Here is a 19,158-nt window from a genome sequence, read left to right as displayed (position 1 = left end):
AGCGGGAGCCCGGCACCTTCACACAGTCAGCAGGCCGCTACTTCGGCAGCCACGCCTTCCACTTCGACTCGTTCTTGTCGATCCATGCCTTCGCGGCGTCGTCCGGCGACATCTTCTTGTCGGCGATCATCAGGGAGACCTCGTTCTGGTCCTCCTCCGACCACGTGAAGTTCTTCAGGAACTCCGCGGCCTTGCCGCCGTTCTTCGCGAAGTCCGCGTTGAAGTACTTCTGCAACGGGGTGTGCGGATAGGCACACTTGATCTTCGCCGGGTCGGCGTCGCAGCCCTCCTTGTACGCGGGCAGCTTCACCTCCGTCATCGGCACCTTCTCGAAGAGCCACTGCGGCTTGTACCAGTAGGTGAGGAACGGCTTCTTCTGCTTGGCGAACTGCTCGATCTGGGTGATCTGCGCCGCCTCGGAGCCCGCGAAGACGACCTGGTAGTCCAGGTCGAGGTTCTGCACGAGCGCCTTGTCGTTCGTCACGTACGACGGGGAGCCGTCCATGAGCTGGCCCTTGCTGCCGCTCTCGGACGTCTTGAACTGGTCCGCGTACTTGTTGAGGTTCTTCCAGTCCGTGACGTCCGGGTGCTTCTTCGCGAAGTACGTGGGGACGTACCAGCCGATGTGCCCGGTCACGCCGACGTCGCCGCCGGGCACGATCGTCTTCTTGTCCTTGACGTACCGCTGTTCCTGGTCCGGGTGGCCCCAGTCCTCCATGATCGCGTCGACGCGGCCCTGGCTCAGCGCGTCCCAGGCCGGGACCTCGTCGATCTGGACCTTGTCGACGCGGTAGTCCAGCTCGTTCTTGAGCAGGTACTCGGCGACGGCGACGTCCGCCTGCGCGCCGACCCACGACTGGACCGAGAGGGTCACCGTCTTGGCGCCCTCGGCGTTCGCGTACGGCGACGCCTGCTTGCTCATGTCGGCGGCGCCGCAGCCGGAGAGCGCGAGGAGCGCGCCGCCGGCCGTGACGGCACTCATGACACGCGTACGAACTCGCATGTCACGCTCCCTTCTTGACGCTGTGTCCGCGACGTGTCGTCGGCTGCGTGACCCGGTCGAGCATGAGGCCGAGGCAGACGATGGCGGCGCCGGCCACCAGGCCGGTCGCGAGGTCGCCCTGCGCGATGCCGAAGACGACGTCGTAGCCGAGCGCGCCACCGCCGACCAGGCCGCCGATGACGACGACGGCGAGGACCAGGACGACGCCCTGGTTGAGGGCGAGCATGAGCGCGGGACGGGCCAGCGGCAGCTGGACCTTGCGCAGCTGCTGCCAGCTCGTGGCGCCGAGGGAGCGCGTGGACTCCATCGCGGCGGCGTCGACCTGGCTCAGGCCCTGCGTGGTGATGCGGACGACGGCGGGCAGCGCGTAGACGACGGCGGCGGCGACCGCGGGGGCGCGGCCGATGCCGAAGAGGGCGACGACCGGGATGAGGTACACGAACTGCGGCATCGTCTGGAACACGTCGAGCACCGGGCGCAGCAGGCTCTCGAACCGCTTGCTGCGGGAGGCCGCGATACCGATGGCGAAGCCGAGAACCAGCGTGACGGCGACACCGGCGAGGACCTGGGCGAGCGTGTCGAGGGACTTGTCCCACACGCCGAGCACGCCGATCGCGGCCATCGCGGCGACGGCGGTGAGCGCGGTCTGCCAGGTGCCGATCAGCCAGGCGAGCGCGGCGACGACGAGCAGCACCGACCACCAGGGCAGGCCCTGCAGGCCGTCCCTGAGCGGGTTGAGGAACCAGGTGGTGAAGTTGGCCGCCCAGTCCGCGGTGCCGCCGACGACGGGCACGCCGGTGTAGATGTGGTCGACCATCCACTCCTTGCCGGTGTTGACCGAGGGGGCGATGTTGACGACCCAGCCGGTCGGCCAGTCCACGCGGTCCGCGAAGCGGGCGGCGAGCGCGGCGACGACCGTCGCGACGGCGGCGACCGACCAGCCGCGCCAGCCGCGCAGCGGCGAGGTGCTCTCGGCGTGGGCGCCCGTGCGCTCCCCTGCCGCGCCGGTCACGCGGTCGAGGACCACGGCGAGCAGCACGATCGGGATGCCGGCGGCGAGCGCCTGGCCGACGTCGACGGTGGAGAGGGCCTGGTAGACGCGGTCGCCGAGGCCGCCCGCGCCGATCACCGAGGCGATGACGGCCATGGAGAGCGCCATCATGATCGTCTGGTTGAGGCCGAGCAGGAGTTCCTTGCGGGCGAGGGGCAGGCGCGCGGAGAAGAGGCGCTGCCTGCCGGTCGCGCCGAGCGAGGTCACGGCCTCCATGACGCCGCCGTCGGCGCCGCGCAGGCCGAGCGCGGTGAGGCGGGCCATGGGCGGGGCCGCGTAGACGACGGTCGCGATGATGGCGGCCGGGACGCCCATGCCGAAGACGAGGGCGAACGGCAGCAGGTAGGCGTAGGCGGGCAGCACCTGCATGGTGTCGAGGACCGGCCGCAGGATGCGGAACATCCGGTCGTTGAGGCCGCCCGCGAGGCCGAGGAGCAGGCCGATGACGACCGAGGCGAGGACGGCCACGATCATCAGCGCGAGGGTCTGCATGGTCGGCACCCACATGCCGAGCAGGCCGCACACGGCGAACGCCGACGAGGCGAGGACGGCGAGCTTGACGCCCGCGACGCGCCAGGCGACCAGCCCGGCGCCGATGGTCACGCCGGCCCAGCCCGCGGCGAGCAGCACGAGGTAGACGCCGCGCACGGAGAGCACGATGGCGTTGCTGACGTGGCCCAGGAAGTAGATGAACAGCGGGTGGCTGTCGCGGTTGTCGATGATCCAGTCGGTGGTCTTGGCCAGCGGCTCGGTCAGGTCGACGGTGAGGGCGTCCGGCCAGGCGCCGGAGGCCCACTTGGCGTTGGCGATCGGCACGAGGATCGCCGCGGCGAGGGCGAGCAGCAGGAGCTTGCCGACGGCACGGTGACGCAGGAGCGCGCCGATTCCCGTATCTCGTACGGGGCTGGAGGCGGTGGCGGTGGCCATCAGGCGACCACCTCGCCCTTGTCGGAGGCCGATCCGGGGGCCGTGCCCGCGACCACGGCGAGCAGCCCCGCGTGGTCGACGACGCCGAGGCAGCGCTTGCCGTCCATGACGCGCACCGGGGAGCCGGTGCGGGCGACGGCCTCGATGGCCTCGGTCACCTTGGCGTCGGGGGCGAGCGCCGCACCGCCGCTCTCCTCGTCGCCCTCGGCCGGGCGCATGGCGCTGCGGACGCTCATGACGTCGGCACGCACGACGTCGCGGACGAAGTCGCGGACGTAGTCGTCGGCCGGGGAGCCGACGATCTCCTCGGGGGTGCCGACCTGGACGACGCGGCCGTCGCGCATCAGGGCGATGCGGTCGCCGAGCTTGAGGGCCTCGCTGAGGTCGTGGGTGATGAAGACCATGGTGCGGCCCTCGTCGCGGTGCAGGCGGACGACCTCTTCCTGCATGTCGCGGCGGATCAGCGGGTCGAGGGCGCTGAACGGCTCGTCGAACAGGAGGACTTCGGGATCGACGGCGAGGGCGCGGGCGAGGCCGACGCGCTGCTGCTGGCCGCCGGAGAGCTGGCCGGGCTTGCGCTGTTCGAGCCCTTCCAGGCCGACCTTCTTGACGACTTCGAGGGCCTTGGCACGGCGTTCGGCCTTGCCGACGCCCTGGATCTCCAGGCCGTACGCGACGTTGTCGAGGACCGAGCGGTGCGGCAGGAGCCCGAAGTGCTGGAAGACCATGGCGGCGCGGTGGCGGCGCAGTTCGCGCAGGCGGGCCTTGTCCATGGCCAGGACGTCCTCGCCGTCGATGGCGAGGGTGCCGGAGGTCGGCTCGATGAGCCGGGTCAGGCAGCGTACGAGGGTGGACTTGCCCGAGCCCGACAGGCCCATGACGACGAAGACCTCGCCCTTGTTGACCTCGAAGGACACGTCACGGACGGCGGCGGTGCAGCCGGTCCGTTCCCGCAGTTCGGCGGGGCTCAGGCCGTGCAGCGAGGTGTCGTCCGGTATTCGTTCGGCCTTGGGGCCGAAGACCTTCCAGAGGTTCTTGACGGCGAAGACGGGCCCGTTCCCGGGCGTCTCGTGCTGGTCCGCGGTCGTCACGGTGGCCTCGCTCATCGGCCGTCACCCCCAAGGATCTCGGCACATTTCTCCCCGACCATGAGTACTCCGATCATCGGGTTCACGGCGGGCATCGTCGGGAAGACGGATGCGTCCGCGATACGGATTCCGGCCAGACCGCGGATCTTCAGCTCCGGGTCGACCACGGCGAGTTCATCAGTGGAAGCGCCCATTCGGCAGGTGCCTGCGGGGTGGTAGACGGTGTGCGCAGCCTTGCGGACGAGCTCGCTGATCTCGGCGTCGTCGGTGACGTCGGGGCCGGGGAAGACCTCGCGCTTGAGCCACTTCTTGAACGGCTCGGCCTCGGCGACCTTGCGGGCCAGCTTGATGCCGTCGACGAGGGTCTGTCCGTCGTAGTCGACCCCGTTCTCGTCGTACTCGAAGTACTTGAAGTCGAGGGCGGGCTTGACCTCCGGGTCGGCCGACGTGAGGTAGAGGCGGCCGCGGGAGCGGGACTTGGGGATGTTCGGGGTCATCGAGACGCCGTGCTCGGGGCGTTCGTAGCCGAGACGCTCCGGATTGTCCGTGAACGGGATCTGGTAGAAGTGGAACATCAGGTCCGGGCCCTTGTGGTCCGGGTCCCGCTTCACGAACAGACCGGCGTCCGAGTCCATCGCGGAGTTGCCGGGGATCGGCCCGTTGGTCTCCCAGACGATGACCGACTCGGGGTGGTCGATGAGGTTCTCGCCGACGCCCGGCAGGTCGTGCACGACCGGGATGCCGAGGGCTTCGAGGTCCTTCTTCGGGCCGATGCCGGAGAGCATGAGCAGCCGCGGCGTGTCGACGGCGCCGGCGCAGACCAGCACCTCGCGGCGGGCGGTGAACAGCTTCTCCACACCCTCCTTGGTGCGGATGTGGACACCGCGCGCGGTCTTGCCGTCGAGCTCCAGCTTGGTGGCCCAGGTCTCCAGGAACAGGTGGAGGTTCGGGCGGTCACCGGCCTCCATGTGGGGGTGGAGGTAGGCGACGGACGCGGAGGAGCGCTTGTTGTTCTCCGGGTGGTACGAGAGGTCGAAGAAGCCGACGCCCTCGTCGAAGGGCTTGTCGTTGAAGCCGATGACCTCGGGGACGCCCAGCGCGGTCTTCGTCGCCTCGACCCAGTCGGAGGCGATCTGGTTCTGGTCCTTCTTGGCGACCCGGACGATGTTGTTGCGCAGCTTCCCGAAGTACGGGTCCATGGCCTTGGCGTTCCAGCCGGTGGCGCCCGCCGCCTCCCACTCGTCCCAGTCGGACGGCAGCGGCTTGAAGGAGATCAGGGTGTTGTGCGACGAGCAGCCGCCGAGGACCTTGGCGCGGCTGTGCAGGATGTGGGAGTTGCCGCGCGGCTGCTCGGTGGTCGTGTACTCGTAGTCCAGCTCGCCGCCGAGCAGGCCGAGCCACTTGCGCAGCGTGAGGACGTCCTCCCGGTCGATGTCGCTGGGGCCGCCCTCGATGACGGCGACGGTGACGTCCGGGTTCTCGGTGAGGCGGGAGGCGATCACCGATCCCGCGGTGCCGCCACCGACGATGACGTAGTCGAACTCGGTCTGGTCAGACATGCGTACGTGCTCCTCTTCCTGCGAGGTCGTGCCAAGGTGCTTGCGCGTAATGAGCGGGGGGTGCTTGAACGTGGTGCGCGCGGGGCGGACTCCCGCCCCGCGCGTCTGTCTGTACGGCCGGTGTGTCAGCCGGCGAACCAGCGCACGGGCGCCGGTGCCAGGTTCTGGTAGATGTGCTTGGACTCGCGGTACTCGGCGAGGCCCGCGGGACCGAGCTCGCGCCCGACGCCGCTCTTGCCGAAGCCGCCCCACTCCGCCTGCGGCAGGTAGGGGTGGAAGTCGTTGATCCAGATCGTGCCGTGGCGCATCCGGCGGGCCATGCGGCTCGCGCGGCCCTGGTCACTGGTCCACACGGCGCCCGCGAGGCCGTACTCGGTGTCGTTGGCGAGCGCGACGGCCTCGTCCTCGGTGCGGAAGGTCTCGACGCTGAGGACGGGTCCGAAGACCTCTTCCCGTACGACCTTCATCTCGCGGTGGCACTGGTCGAGCACGGTCGGCTCGTAGAAGTAGCCCTCGGCGGGCCGCACGTCGCTCGGCTCGGGGCGCTTGCCGCCGGAGCGGAGCACCGCGCCCTCCTCCAGGGCGGAGGCGACGTACATCTCGGTCTTCTCGCGCTGCTGCCGCGAGACGAGCGGGCCGCACTCGACGCCGTCCTCGGTGCCGCGACCCAGCTTGATCTTCCGCGCGCGGCGGGCGAGTTCGGCGACGAAGCGCTCGCGGACGGACTCCTCGATGATGAGGCGGCCACCGGCGGAGCAGACCTGCCCGCTGTGGATGAAGGCGGCGTTCAGGGCCTGGTCGACGGCGGTGTCGAAGCCCTCCTCCGTGGCGCAGGCGTCGGCGAACACCACGTTGGGGTTCTTGCCGCCGAGCTCCAGGGCCACCTTCTTCACGCCGAGCGCGGCGGCCTGGGCGACCTTGGTGCCGGAGACGAGGCCGCCGGTGAAGGAGACCAGGTCGACGTCGGGGTGGTCGGCGAGCCGGGCACCGACGGTGTGGCCGGGGCCGGTCACGATGTTGGCGACACCGGCGGGCAGCCCCGCCTCGACGAGCAGCTCGATGAGCGCGACCGTCGTCAGCGGGGTGATCTCGCTGGGCTTGATGACGAAGGTGTTGCCGGCGGCGAGCGCGGGCGCGATCTTCCAGCTGGCCTGGAGCAGCGGATAGTTCCAGGGCGTGATCATCGTGCAGACGCCGATGGGCTCGTGCACGACGACGCTGTGGATGTCGTCGGAGCCGGCGTCCACGACGCGGCCCGCGCCCTCGCCGATCACCAGGTCGGCGAAGTAACGGAAGGCGTCGGCGACGCAGTCCACGTCGACGCGGCCCTCTTCGAGGGTCTTGCCCGCGTCACGGCTCTCCAGGAGGCCGATCTTCTCGCGGTCGCGCACGAGCAGGTCGGCGACGCGGCGAAGCAGCGCGGCACGCTCGGCCACGGGCGTGGTCGGCCAGGGGCCCTCGTCGAAGGCCTTGCGGGCGGCTGCGATGGCGGCGTCCGCGTCCTCCGATCCGCCCTCGGCGATCACGGCGAACGGCTGGGCATCCGCCGGGTCGAGGATCTCGCGGGTGGCACCGGAGGTGGCGGCTCGCCACTCTCCGTCCACATGGATGGTCAGTTGTGCGGACACGTCCCGTTTGCCTTCCGTTCCTGTCATATGCCCCGCCTGTCACTCGCGGTAGCCGGGTGCACCTGCCCTGAGCGGAAGAAAGCATGCACGTTCGATGGCCGAAAGTGCGCCGTGTCACTGCGCGTGTCTCAGACCCCCTCGTCCGAGGTGTCGTCCTCGGACAGGTCGTCCTCCGGCAGGTCGTCCGCCGCCATGAGTCCCGCCAGCCACAGCGGCATCAGCCAGTGCACGACAAACACACTGAACAGCACGGGGAAGATCAGCCCCTCGATCTCCACCCCGGCGAACCCGGCCAGACCCGTACCGACGGCCGCGGCGAGCAGCAGCCACATCATCACGTGCTGCGCACGGGCCGCCACGCGGTCCTTCTCGGCGCGCTGCCGCTCGTCGAGGGCGTGGACACGCAGTTCGAGGAGGCCGCGGGTCGCGCCGTTGATCACGCCGGTCGCCACGCACCACGGCAGCAGGACGCCGATGAGTCCGAAGGTCGCCCAGCGGTCGTCGCCGAGCACGGAGTAGAGCCAGCACGCGATGCCGGCCGCGGTCAGCACGATGTGCGTGCCGACGACGGCCCTGCGGCGGGCCGCGGTGGCGTGCAGCGCGGCGCCCTCGCGGCGGTTCATGATCGCGTACATGCGCCGGTCGTAGCCGGTGATGGTGGGCTGCTCGTCGGTCTTCATCAGTGGTCCCTCCCGTAGACCTCGTCCGTGAGCGGGCGAAAGGGTTCGAGGGAGAACAGGGCCTCGACCGGCAGCGCGAAGTGCTTCGCGATCTTCAGCGCGAGGTCGAGGCTCGGGTTGTACTGCCCGCGCTCGATGTAGCCGATGGTCTGGTAGTGGACGCCCACTGCCTCGGCCAGGCTCTGACGCGACACCTTCCGTTCGGCGCGCACCATCGCCAACCTGTTGTGCACTTGCTCGCTCATGTATAAGAAGTACTACATTCACGAGTACGACAGCAAGAGCAGGAGGCGGCGGCGCTGCAGGCTACGTAGCCGCGAGGAGGTCGCGTGCGCACGCCCGCAGCCACGCGTGCGCCGGGTCCGCGTCGTGGCGGGGGTGCCAGGCCATGCCCAGCGGAAGGGGCGGCAGATCCACCGGCACCTCGAAGGTGACCAGCCCCAGGGCCTCGGAGAGCGGGCGGGTCCACGACGCGGCCAGGCCCACCAGGTCCGTGCGCAGCAGCACGAAGACGGACGACGAGAACGTCGCCATGCTGCCCACCACCCGCCTGTCCAGGCCGAGTTCGGCGAGCGCGGCGTCCAGCGGCCCCGACAGGCGCCCTCTGCGCGAGACGGTCACATGGTCGGCCGCCGCGAACCGACGGGCCGTCAACTCGCCCTTGAGCAAGGGGTGTCCGGGCCGCGCCATGCCGATCATCCGGTCCTCACGGATCTTCTCCACGAGCACCTCGGGAGCCGTCGTGTCGATCACGCCGAGCTCCAGATCGGCGATGCCCTGCCGCAGCACGGGTTCGTCGACGTGGCTCTCGCCGAGGAAGCGGAGACGTACGCCGGGGGCCTCCTCGGCGGCGCGGGCGAACAGCGCGGGGCCGTACGCGGCGGCGATCGCGTCGGAGCCGAGGATCGAGAGGGTGCGGGAGACCGTGCGCAGGTCGACGGCGCCGGGCCCGGCGAAGAGCGCGCGGGCCCGCTCGACCACCGCGCTCACCTCGGCCTGCACGGCCAGCGCGTGCGGCGTCGGCACCATCTGCCGCCCGGCCCGTACGAGGACGGGGTCACCGAGGGCCTTGCGGATGCGGCCGAGGGTGCGGCTCATCGCGGGCTCCGACAGATGCAGCCGCCGGGCCGCGCCGGACACGCTCTGCTCTTCGAGCAGGACGTCGAGGGCGACCAGCAGATTGAGATCGAGGCCCCCCGCACCACTGGATTGCGTCACACGCATCCACTCCTTGTGAAAGTTGCACTGGAAAGCAAGTCAGCGGCGACCCTACGGTGACAGGGCATCCACACGCATCCCACACCACGACGCTCCCGAGGAGGAGCCTTGCCCTCGCCTGCCCTGAAGCCGCCGACACCGTCGGCCCCGCCCGCCCCGCCCGCACCCGCGAACCCCTCCCCGTCGTCCCCCCTCAAGCGGTCGACACTCCTCACTCTCTGCGCCTGCGTCCTCGTCGCGCAGGGCATGGTCGCCGCCATCAACCTCCTCGTACCGCAGCTGACCTCGTCAGGACTGCACCCCTCGTCCAGCGAACTCCTGTGGACGGTCGACGCCTACGTGATCGTCTTCGCGGGGCTCCTCATCCCGGCCGGCGCGCTCGGCGACCGGTTCGGCCGCAAGGGCGCGCTGCTCACCGGACTCGGCCTCTTCGCCGCGGGCGCGACCGTCAGCGCGCTCGCCGTCTCCCCCGCGATGCTGATCGCCGGACGCGGCGTCTCCGGCGCGGGCGCCGCGCTGATCATGCCCGCGACCATGTCGATCCTGATGCGCGTCGCCTCGCAGGCGGACCGTCCGCGCGCCGTCGCCTCCTGGACGCTCGCCGCCGGGCTCGGCGGCCTCACGGGCAACATCGGCGGCGGGCTCGTCGGCCAGTACCTGTCCTGGCGCGCGCTGTTCTGGGTGGTCGTGCCGCTCGCCGCGCTGCTGGCCCTCGCCGTGGCGCGCGCGGTGCCCCGTACGGACAAGGCGGCCGAGGCCCCCGCCCTGGACCCCCTCGGCACGCTCCTGCTCACCGGCGGTCTGCTCGCGCTGCTCTTCGGCATCATCGAGAGCCCGATGTACGGCTGGACGTCCGCGCGCATCCTGGCCGCCTTCGCGCTCGGCGCGGCCCTCGTCGGTCTCTTCGTCGCGCACGCCCTGCGCTCGCGCGCCCCGCTCTTCGACCCGCGGGTCTTCGCCACGCCGCGGCTGCGCGCCGCGACGCTCGGCACGGCCGTGAGCTTCTTCGGCCTCTTCTCGCTCTTCTACGTCAACTCGCAGTACCTGCAGTACGAGAAGGGATTCGGCGCCGCACGCGCGGGCCTCGCGATCATCCCGCTCACCATCGGCATGGTGCTCGTGCCCAAACTCGCCGCGCGCTGGTCCGGGCCGTCGCGCGCGGTGGCGGGCGGCGGCCTGCTCCTGATCGGCCTCGGCCTGCTCGGCGCGTCCACCGCGGACGGCTCGACGCCCTACGCGCTCTACGCCTGCTGGCTCCTGGTCATCTCGGCGGGCACGGGCCTGTGCATGCCCACGCTCACGCTGAGCGTCGTCGGCTCGCTCCCGCCCCATCAGGCGGGCCTCGGCTCCGGGCTCAGCACCTCGGCGCGCGAGGTCGGCGCCGCGCTCGGCGTGGCCGTGACCGGCACGACCCTGGCCTCGCACGCCTCGGGCGGCTTCCTCGGGGGCATGGAGGCGGCGCTGCGCGTCGTGGCGGTCGTGGTGATCGCCGCGGCGGCGGTGGTCACGCTCGGCTACGGCAAGAAGCCATGACCGCCCTCGACCACCCGCACCGAACGACGACCGCCCCGGCAGATCCCTGCCGGGGCGGTCGCGCGGAAGTCGTACGACTCAGATTCAGATGAGGCCGAGACCGCGGACGGCCTCGCGCTCCTCGGTGAGCTCCTGCACGGACGCGTCGATGCGCGTGCGCGAGAACTCGTTGATCTCCAGGCCCTGGACGATCTCGTACTTGCCGTCCTTGGTGGTGACGGGGAAGGAGGAGATGAGGCCCTCGGGAACGCCGTACGAACCGTCCGACGGGATACCCATCGAGGTCCAGTCACCGGCGGCCGTGCCGTTGACCCACGTGTGGACGTGGTCGATGGCGGCGTTGGCGGCGGAGGCGGCCGACGAGGCGCCACGGGCCTCGATGATCGCGGCACCGCGCTTGGCGACGGTCGGGATGAAGTCGTCGGCGAGCCAGGCCTGGTCGTTGACGACCTCGGCGGCGTTCTTGCCGGCGATCTCCGCGTGGAAGATGTCCGGGTACTGGGTGGCCGAGTGGTTGCCCCAGATGGTGAGGCGCTTGATGTCGGCGACCGAGGAGCCGGTCTTCTTCGCGAGCTGCGAGAGCGCGCGGTTGTGGTCCAGGCGGGTCATCGCGGTGAAGCGCTCGGCCGGTACGTCCGGGGCGGCGGCCTGCGCGATGAGCGCGTTGGTGTTGGCGGGGTTGCCGACGACCAGGACCTTGATGTCGTCCGCGGCGTGGTCGTTGATGGCCTTGCCCTGCGGCTTGAAGATGCCGCCGTTGGCCTCCAGGAGGTCGCCGCGCTCCATGCCCTTGGTGCGCGGGCGGGCGCCGACGAGCAGCGCGACGTTGGCGCCGTCGAAGGCGACGTTCGGGTCGTCGCTGATCTCGATCGAGTTCAGCAGCGGGAAGGCGCAGTCGTCGAGCTCCATGGCGGTGCCCTCGGCGGCCTTGAGCGCCGGCGTGATCTCGAGAAGGCGCAGGTTGACCGGCACGTCCGCGCCGAGCAGGTGGCCCGAGGCGATGCGGAAGAGCAGCGCGTAGCCGATCTGGCCGGCCGCGCCGGTGACGGTGACATTCACGGGAGTGCGGGTCATGGCGATCTCCGTAAGACAGCTGGCGGTGGGGTCCCGTGTCCCTCTACTGGATCCCCTGATTCCTGGATCCCCGCCGACGCCTCGTCGAGTCCTCGATCGCCTCTCGATGATCGATCTCTTGGCATCAAGAGAGATCCGCCGTCAGGCTATCGCGCCCCGGCCACCCCTTGGCGCCGGGTCGGTGTGGCCCGGCCCACAGCTACGGCCACCTGGTCGTCCGCCCGGTCGGCCGCCCCCTGAAAAAAGGGGGGCGGCCGCCACGAGGGGGGGAGCGTGGCGGCCGCCGTGGGGGTGTGACCACTCCCGTGGGGGTACGGTTCGCCTGCCCTGGGAGTCACGTGTCATGCCCCCAAATTCTCAACTTTCTGTCCGGATCCTCGACTTACCCCTCTGACCAGGGGCTTCGCCGGAGAATCGGCCCGGTGCGGCTACGCCGTGCAGCCCGTCCGGCCGGACGTGAGCGTCGCGCACGCCTTCGCCGCCGTCCCCGACTCGGCCGCCACCATCGGTGTGTACGCGTCGAAGTCCTCGTTCACCGTGCTCTTCTGCTTGGCCCCGGCGCCGCCGCCCGACCCCGTGATCGTCAGCTCGTCACCCGGCGTCGCCTGAGTGATCCGCGCCCACGCGGCGCCGCACGTCTTGCTGTACCGGACCTCGACCAGCGTCTTCCCGATCGTCGCCCGCGACGTCGTCTTCGCCAGCTCGCCGCCGCAGCCCATGTTCTCGGGGTCCTTGCCCGCGCAGTCCTTGCCGCTGCACTCGACCCCGGCGGGCAGATCCGTGTCCTTCTTCGTCGGCGTCGCGGTCGGCTTCGCCTCGTCGTCGCCCTTGTCGTCACCGCCGAACCCGGTCATGAAGACCGCGGCGGCTATGACCACGAGCGCCCCGACCACCCCAGCGAGGAACATCGTCAGCTTGCGGCGCCGCCGCTGCCTGTCCGGCGCCCCCGCGGGACCGGGACCGCCGGGACCACCGGCACCTCCGGGCCCACCCGGGCTTCCGGGGCTCCCCGCCTCACCGAAGGCGGACGCCGACGCCTCGCCGTACGAACTGGACGCCCCGTGCGAACCGACCGAGGGCGGCCCCACCGTGGGCGACACCCCGGCCGGTCCCGCCACCCCGGTCACCGGCCCGAAGCCCCCGCCGGACCCGTTGCGCGCCGCACCCCTGCCACCGGGGGCCGGCGGCCGTGCGGACGGCTGTCCAGGGAAGGGGGAGTGCGAAGGCTGCGACGGCGGCGAAGGCCACGGGGAGGGCGCGTTCTCCGGCACCTTCCGGCCCGGCGCGTGCCCGCCCGGAGCGGTCCGGTCCGGGGCCTGCGCACCCGACGCCCGCGCACCCGGCGCGTGCCCGCCCGGAGCAGTCCGGTCCGGGGCCTGCGCACCCGGCGCGTGCCCGTCCGGGGCCGTCCGGCCCGGGGCCTGCTGCCCGGGCGACGTCTGCCCCGGCGTCGTCTGACCCGGCGTCGTCCGACCCGGCGTCGTCCGACCCGGCGTCGTCCGACCCGGCGTCTTGCGGTCCGCCTTCGCGTCCGTCCCGGCGTCCGGCTTCGCGTCCCTCCTGGCGTCCCGCTTCCCCGGCTTGGGCGCCTTGCCCGACGCTCCCTTGCCGTCCGCCTTCGCCGCCGGGTCGGCGCCGAGCTCGTCCAGCGCGGCCCGCGCCTGCGATATGCGGATCGCCTGCATCGTCATGTCGTGCCGCATCTCGGAACGGCTCCAGGCCCGCTCCGCCAGCTCCCACATGGTGATGAGGTGCACGGGCGGCGTCCCCGTCACCTCCGCGAGCGCGACGATCGCCCCCTTGGGCGCGAGCAGCCGCCCGTTCAGATAGCGCTCCCACGACGTCTTGCTGTAGCCGGTCCTGTCGGACACGGCCGCGATGCTCAGCCCACTGCGGTCGACCAGCCTGCGCAGCTGGCCGGCGAACTCCCTGACCTCCGGGTCGAGCTCGTCCGGTAGCGCCTTCCAACGAGGCATTGCTCCCCCTGTTCCCCCCGTACGTTCCTGGTCTGCCCCCGCGCCGTCCCCGCGTCGACCCCGCGCCGTCCCCGGCCTGGACTACCCAGAGGGATGCGCGGAGCCAGGATGTCAGTTCCCGGATCAGGGGCGCACGGGAGCATTCGGGCCACCGGCGGGTCTGCCGCACTCCCCGCGCTCCCCGCGGTCGGGTCCCAGTGTCCCACCGTCGCACCCTGCCACGATGCGGAACCCCGGCCACCGGCCAAGACCTCCCGAACCTACCGGAATGCATGGTTCGCCCCTCGTCACCCGTTGCGGAATGGTCACCTCCGTGCCACAGGGGTCAACGTCCCTTGATCACACTTGGCGGGTGCATGACGCTGGATCAGCCCGAACGGCGGTGCCCGTCCTCTCTCGGGGGTGAGGACGGGCACCGTCCCCGAAAGGCCGATGTCCCCGATAGGGCGATGTCGGGCGTCACCCGCATGTCTTGCGGCCCTGGGGACCCATGTACTCGGCAGAGTCGGTACACGACAGTCCCAGGACCCCAAGGAGCCCGACATGAAGCACCGACAGCGCCTCGTCGGCGGCGCACTCGCCGCGGCCGCCCTCTTCGGCGCAACCATGGCGGCGCCGGCAACGGCTTCCGCCACCTCCGGCACCGCGCCCGCCTGCGTCAAGCGGGACGTCGTCAAGCACCGCAAGTACGTGAAGGTGACCAACCTCTGCGGTCACGCCATGCACCTGAAGGTCGTCATCGACTGGGGCAGTGACTCGCCGTGTCTGACGTACCAGAACAAGGAGCAGTGGGAGTGGAACTGGGGCCGCGGCTCCTACGGCAAGGTCGTCACCTGCTGACCGGCACGGTCGTCACCTGCTGAGCGGCACGGGCTCCGGCCGGCGGGCGGTCACCGGCCGTTCGCCGAGCCCGCCCCGGGCGTCACGAGCCCCGTCTCGTACGCCACCACCACCGCCTGCGCCCTGCTGTCCAGATCGAGCTTGCTCATCGTGCGGTTGAGGTGGGTCTTGACCGTGGCCTCGCTGATGTAGAGCTGCTCCGCGATGTCCGCGTTGGTGAGGCCGCGCGCGATCAGCTTCAGGACCTCCACCTCGCGCAGGGTCAGCACCCCGAGGTCGGGCGGCGTCTCCGCGTCGTCGGCGCCGGGCCCCGTCGTCTGCCGGGCGAACGCCTCGACGAGGCGCCGCGTCACGCTGGGCGCGAAGAGCGCGTCGCCGCCCCCGACCGCCGCCACGGCCGCGAGCAGCCGCTCGGGCCCGGAGTCCTTGAGCAGGAACCCGGACGCACCGGCCCGCAGCGCCCCGTACACGTACTCGTCGAGGTCGAACGTCGTCAGGACAAGGACGCGCGGCGCCGGTTCGCCCGCCTGCGCCAGGATCTTCGCGGTGGCCGTGATGCCGTTCATGCCCGGCATCCGGATGTCCATGAGGACGACGTCGGGGCAGGTCCGCGCGGCGAGCGCCACCGCTTCCTCGCCGTCGCCCGCCTCTCCCACGACCTCGATGCCGGGCGCGGCGCGCAGCAGCCCCACCAGCCCCGCGCGGATGAGGAACTGGTCGTCGACGACGAGCACCCTGATGTGTGAGCTCATCCGGTCACCCGGCTCATTCCGTTGCGTCGTCCCCCCGCGCCGCGGCCCGCGCCGAGGTCGGCAGGGTGAGTCGCACGGCGAATCCCCCCTCGCTCAGCGGGCCGATACTGATCGCCCCGCCGTAGAGCTTGGCCCGCTCCCGCATCCCAATCAAGCCGTGTCCACTCCCCGTCCGCACTCTGTCCTGAATCACCCCCTGCCCGTCGTTGATGACCGAGACCTCGATGTGCCCGCGCCGGTAGGCGAGTTCGACGGTCGCGGCGGCTCCGTGGGCGTGTTTCAGTACGTTGGTGAGCGCCTCCTGCACCACGCGGTACGCGCAGAGTTCGACGCCGGGCGCCACCGGCCGCGGGGTGCCCGTGACCCGCAGTTCGACGTCGACTCCCCCGGCGCGGACCCGCTCGACCATGTCGTCCAGGCGGGCCAGGCCCGGCATCGGGGCCGCGGGGGCGTCGCCGGTGTGGTCGCCGTCCTCGGCGCGCAGCACGCGCAGCATGCGGCGGAGCTCTTCGAGCGCTTCGCCGCTGGTCCCGGAGATGGTGCCGAGGGCCGCGCGCGCGGTCGCGGGGTCGGAGCCGAAGACGAACGTCGCGAGGCCCGCCTGCACGGAGATCACCGACATGTGGTGGGCGACCACGTCGTGCAGTTCGCGCGCGATGCGCCCGCGTTCCTCCGCGACCTCGCGGCGGGCCCGTTCGTCCTGTTCGCGCTTCAGCTGCCGCGCGAGTTCGGCCGAGCGGCGTGCGACGTATCCGAAGCGCCACAGGACGAGGGAGAAGCCGACGGCCTGGCCGACGACGGACGGCATCGAGGCGTCTTCGCTGATCGCACCGGCGTAGATCCACAGGCCGGCCATCAGCACGGCGCAGGCGAGTGAGGTGCGCGGGGGCCGCAGGGAGGCGACCGTGTAGACGGTGAGCATCGGGCCGAAGGTGCCGACCACCGGCCAGTAGCCGACGGTGACGTAGACGAACCACGCCAGATGGACGACGAGCAGCACGGTGAGCGGGGCTCTGCCGCGGACCGCGACGGGCAGGCAGATGAGTCCGACCAGCGCGTATCCCAGGGGGTCGAGGGCGATCCAGCCCTGTTTGACGGACTCCTGGCCGAGCAGCACGGCGACCGTGGTCAGGGCGACCGCGATCAATGCGTCGACAGCGAGGGGGCGGATCCGCATCGCCGCAGCGTAACGCGCATATGGGGGCCGGAACGTCAACCAGCCGCGGTACCGCGGAAGTTGTAGAAACCGGCCGTCTACTCCCGTGGAAGCAGCCGCGGTTACACCCAGGGCGGGACGACGCGGACCGGCGGCCGCCCGTAGTTTGTGGGACCAGCACCACAGGACCGCGGCCGTCGGGGGACCGCACGGGGGAAGGCCCGGTCCGTACGGCGGTGGCCCGTCCCCTCGGGGGAGGACGGGCCACCATCGCGCATCTGCGGGAGCGCCGGGCGCGGCTAGATCGTGTAGTGCAGCGTGTCGTCCAGGAACGGGATCACGAGCCAAGGGTCGGGCTGCGCCATCATCGCGAGGAGCGCGATGGCGACGCCGAGGACCCCGTACGTGACCATGTCCGTGAACCGCGAGCGCACCGCGAGCATCCCGACGTCCGGCAGCGCCCAGCGCAGCACGGCGCCGCCGATGAGCGCGATGCCGATCAGCAGCGTGCCGACGCGGAACACGTCGAACGCGGTGAGCAGCAGTCCGAGTCCGACCAGCGAGACGACGCTGAGCAGCGGCCACTGCCGGGCCGGTGCGGGCGCGTCGCCCGCCGCGGCACGGCCGCCGCCCTCGGGCCGCGCGGTGTCCCGCGTGAACAGCGGGAAGCGGCGCGACACCTTCCGCGGCTGCCCGTCCGGGCCCGGCGCGCTGACCGCGCCCTTGGCCAGGGGAACGTCAGCGGTGCTGCCCCGCCCGGCGGCCGCGGTGCTGCCCTCGTCGGCTTCCGGGCCCGTGGTCTCGCTCATCACCCTCGTCCCTCTCCTGTTTCAGTGCGGGGCTTCAGCGCGCGGCGCGTTCCGCGGCCTCGACGACGTTCACCAGGAGCTGGGCGCGGGTCATCGGGCCGACGCCGCCCGGGTTCGGGGAGATCCAGCCCGCGACCTCGGCGACGCCCGGGTGGACATCGCCGACGATCTTGCCGTTCTCGTCGCGCGAGACGCCCACGTCCAGGACGGCGGCGCCCGGCTTCACGTCCTCGGGCTTGATCAGGTGCGGCACGCCCGCGGCGGCCACGATGATGTCGGCCCGCTTGAGGTGGGCGGCGAGGTCACGCGTGCCGGTGTGGCACTGGGTGACCGTGGCGTTCTCGGACTTGCGGGTGAGCAGGAGCGGCATGGGCCGGCCGATGGTGACGCCGCGGCCGACCACGACGACCTCGGCGCCCTTGATCTCCACGTCGTGCTGCCGGAGCAGCCGGATGATCCCGTACGGGGTGCAGGGCAGCGGCGCGGGCTCGTTCAGGACGAGCCGGCCGAGGTTCATCGGGTGCAGGCCGTCGGCGTCCTTGTCCGGGTCCATGAGCTCCAGGACGCGGTTCTCGTCGATGCCCTTGGGGAGCGGGAGCTGGACGATGTACCCGGTGCAGGCCGGGTCCTCGTTGAGCTCGCGGACGACCGCCTCGATCTCCTCCTGGGAGGCGGTGGCGGGCAGTTCGCGCTGGATGGAGGCGATGCCGACCTGCGCGCAGTCGCGGTGCTTGCCCGCGACGTACTTCTGGCTGCCCGGGTCGTCGCCGACCAGGACGGTACCGAGTCCGGGCGTGACGCCCTTCTCCTTCAGGGCCGCCACGCGGGCGGTCAGTTCGGACTTGATCGCGGCTGCGGTGGCCTTGCCATCGAGAATCTGGGCGGTCATGCCCCCATCTTCCCGGATGAGACCCGCCCGGTACCAATCAGGGCGCCCCCGGTGCTCCCCCGGCGCGACCGCGGCCCACCCGGCGGGTCCACCCGCCGAGTTCACCCGCTGATCAGCGAGGTTGCACTTGCACAACACATACCGAATGTGACTGGACAAATAAGCCAAGCCTAAAGAACGATATGCGGCACAGTGCCGCGGGCAGTGTCGGGGGGACGGACCGCATCTGTAGAACCTTCCTCCGTGGTGTGCCGCGTCGTCCCCGCACCACCCGACGGAGGAAGACCGCCATGAGTTACGGCGACCCGAACAACCCATACGGGCAGCCGCCCCAGCAGCCCCCGGCCGCTCCCGGATACGGCTACCCCCAGCAGGGCCCGCCCGGCGTCCCGCCGCAGCAGCCCTACGGCTACCCGCAGCAGCCGGCGTACCCCGGCTACCCGGGCGGCAACATGATGCAGCAGTCGATGCCGGGTCTCCTGGTCACCGCGCGGGTCTTCCTGTTCCTGATCTCGGCGGTGCAGATCCTGGGCGCGATCGGCTTCCTCTACCTCGCCGCCATCGCGAACGACGTCTCCGACAGCGCCGACGAGTTCGGGCTCGACGACGCGGGGATCGGGGACGCGGCGACCGGCGTGTTCGTCGTCCTCGGGCTCATAGCAGCGGGTCTCGCGACCCTCTCCATCACGCTCGGCGTGAAGTTCAGCCGCGGCGGCCAGGGCGTGCGCATCACCACGGTGGTGTACGGGGCGCTCGGTGCCATCTTCGGTCTGATCTACCTCTTCGTCGGCCTGGACACGGGCCTCGCCTCCGCGATCATCGGCCCGCTGATCTGGCTGGTCTTCGGCGTCATCATCACCCTGGCGCCCGTGGTCCCCAGCGGCACCGCCTGGTTCAACCGCCCGCGCTACTGAGCGAGTCGGGTACGTACGACGGTGGCCGCGCCCCCTGCGAGGGGCGCGGCCACCGTCGTTT

At 71.3% G+C, this 19,158-nt stretch carries 17 protein-coding genes; 3 read left to right on the top strand and 14 right to left on the bottom strand.

Features of this window, described 5'->3' with window-relative positions:
• Nucleotides 1-37: 37 nt before the first annotated feature.
• From DEJ49_RS22610 to DEJ49_RS22575, 8 genes are all read right to left on the bottom strand, one after another.
• Nucleotides 38-1,003 carry an ABC transporter substrate-binding protein gene (locus DEJ49_RS22610; protein ID WP_150185824.1) on the bottom strand — a complete coding sequence of 322 codons (966 nt, stop codon included), beginning with the start codon at nt 1,001-1,003 and terminating at the stop codon, nt 38-40.
• Between the two features lies 1 nt (nt 1,004).
• Nucleotides 1,005-2,981 (bottom strand): ABC transporter permease, encoded by a 1,977-nt coding sequence (locus DEJ49_RS22605; RefSeq protein WP_150185823.1) that lies wholly within the window; start codon nt 2,979-2,981, stop codon nt 1,005-1,007.
• Nucleotides 2,981-4,087 carry a glycine betaine/L-proline ABC transporter ATP-binding protein gene (locus DEJ49_RS22600; RefSeq protein WP_150185822.1) on the bottom strand — a complete coding sequence of 369 codons (1,107 nt, stop codon included), beginning with the start codon at nt 4,085-4,087 and terminating at the stop codon, nt 2,981-2,983. The genes DEJ49_RS22605 and DEJ49_RS22600 overlap by 1 nt, the downstream gene beginning before the upstream one ends.
• Nucleotides 4,084-5,628, bottom strand: a complete 1,545-nt coding sequence (locus tag DEJ49_RS22595; RefSeq protein WP_150185821.1) for a GMC family oxidoreductase — start codon at nt 5,626-5,628, stop codon at nt 4,084-4,086. The genes DEJ49_RS22600 and DEJ49_RS22595 overlap by 4 nt, the downstream gene beginning before the upstream one ends.
• A 125-nt stretch (nt 5,629-5,753) precedes the next feature.
• A complete protein-coding gene (locus tag DEJ49_RS22590) occupies nt 5,754-7,283 on the bottom strand; it encodes an aldehyde dehydrogenase family protein (RefSeq protein ID WP_190329410.1) in 1,530 nt (509 codons plus the stop codon).
• Between the two features lie 101 nt (nt 7,284-7,384).
• Nucleotides 7,385-7,936, bottom strand: a complete 552-nt coding sequence (locus tag DEJ49_RS22585) for a hypothetical protein (protein WP_150185820.1) — start codon at nt 7,934-7,936, stop codon at nt 7,385-7,387.
• Nucleotides 7,936-8,181, bottom strand: a complete 246-nt coding sequence (locus tag DEJ49_RS22580; protein WP_150185819.1) for a helix-turn-helix transcriptional regulator — start codon at nt 8,179-8,181, stop codon at nt 7,936-7,938. Before DEJ49_RS22580 ends, DEJ49_RS22585 begins: the two co-directional genes overlap by 1 nt.
• 61 nt (nt 8,182-8,242) lie before the next feature.
• Complete coding sequence (locus DEJ49_RS22575; RefSeq protein ID WP_150185818.1) at nt 8,243-9,160, bottom strand: LysR family transcriptional regulator; 918 nt, start codon at nt 9,158-9,160, stop codon at nt 8,243-8,245.
• Nucleotides 9,161-9,277: 117 nt separating this feature from the next.
• Between DEJ49_RS22575 and DEJ49_RS22570 the strand changes: the two genes are divergently transcribed.
• Nucleotides 9,278-10,687 (top strand): MFS transporter, encoded by a 1,410-nt coding sequence (locus tag DEJ49_RS22570; protein ID WP_411757246.1) that lies wholly within the window; start codon nt 9,278-9,280, stop codon nt 10,685-10,687.
• An 84-nt stretch (nt 10,688-10,771) separates the two neighbouring features.
• Here the strand turns inward: DEJ49_RS22570 and DEJ49_RS22565 are convergent, their stop codons facing one another.
• Together DEJ49_RS22565 and DEJ49_RS36765 are read right to left on the bottom strand one after the other, a co-directional pair.
• On the bottom strand, nt 10,772-11,761 hold the full coding sequence (locus tag DEJ49_RS22565; RefSeq protein WP_150185816.1) for a malate dehydrogenase: 990 nt from the start codon (nt 11,759-11,761) through the stop codon (nt 10,772-10,774).
• Between the two features lie 428 nt (nt 11,762-12,189).
• Nucleotides 12,190-13,737 (bottom strand): XRE family transcriptional regulator, encoded by a 1,548-nt coding sequence (locus DEJ49_RS36765; RefSeq protein ID WP_150185815.1) that lies wholly within the window; start codon nt 13,735-13,737, stop codon nt 12,190-12,192.
• A 543-nt stretch (nt 13,738-14,280) separates the two neighbouring features.
• On the opposite strand from DEJ49_RS36765, the gene DEJ49_RS22555 reads away from it, so the two are divergent.
• Nucleotides 14,281-14,577: a hypothetical protein gene (locus DEJ49_RS22555; RefSeq protein WP_150185814.1), complete on the top strand. Its 297-nt coding sequence runs from the start codon at nt 14,281-14,283 to the stop codon at nt 14,575-14,577.
• Nucleotides 14,578-14,627: 50 nt separating this feature from the next.
• Here DEJ49_RS22555 and DEJ49_RS22550 read toward each other — a convergent pair whose 3' ends face one another.
• From DEJ49_RS22550 to DEJ49_RS22535, 4 genes are all read right to left on the bottom strand, one after another.
• Nucleotides 14,628-15,329 (bottom strand): response regulator, encoded by a 702-nt coding sequence (locus DEJ49_RS22550; RefSeq protein ID WP_150185813.1) that lies wholly within the window; start codon nt 15,327-15,329, stop codon nt 14,628-14,630.
• Between the two features lie 13 nt (nt 15,330-15,342).
• Nucleotides 15,343-16,506: a sensor histidine kinase gene (locus DEJ49_RS22545; RefSeq protein WP_150185812.1), complete on the bottom strand. Its 1,164-nt coding sequence runs from the start codon at nt 16,504-16,506 to the stop codon at nt 15,343-15,345.
• Between the two features lie 278 nt (nt 16,507-16,784).
• Nucleotides 16,785-17,294 (bottom strand): DUF3017 domain-containing protein, encoded by a 510-nt coding sequence (locus tag DEJ49_RS22540; RefSeq protein ID WP_150185811.1) that lies wholly within the window; start codon nt 17,292-17,294, stop codon nt 16,785-16,787.
• 34 nt (nt 17,295-17,328) lie between these two features.
• The gene (locus DEJ49_RS22535; RefSeq protein ID WP_055569933.1) at nt 17,329-18,183 is read right to left on the bottom strand and encodes a bifunctional methylenetetrahydrofolate dehydrogenase/methenyltetrahydrofolate cyclohydrolase; all 855 of its coding nucleotides are present in this window, start codon (nt 18,181-18,183) and stop codon (nt 17,329-17,331) included.
• 290 nt (nt 18,184-18,473) lie between these two features.
• On the opposite strand from DEJ49_RS22535, the gene DEJ49_RS22530 reads away from it, so the two are divergent.
• Nucleotides 18,474-19,097, top strand: a complete 624-nt coding sequence (locus DEJ49_RS22530; RefSeq protein WP_150185810.1) for a hypothetical protein — start codon at nt 18,474-18,476, stop codon at nt 19,095-19,097.
• Nucleotides 19,098-19,158 lie beyond the last annotated feature (61 nt).

It is taken from the genome of Streptomyces venezuelae (genome assembly GCF_008642335.1).
GTDB lineage: Bacteria > Actinomycetota > Actinomycetes > Streptomycetales > Streptomycetaceae > Streptomyces > Streptomyces venezuelae_F.
Note: the sequence above shows the minus strand (reverse complement) of the source record. Positions and strands in the feature narration are given on the sequence as shown.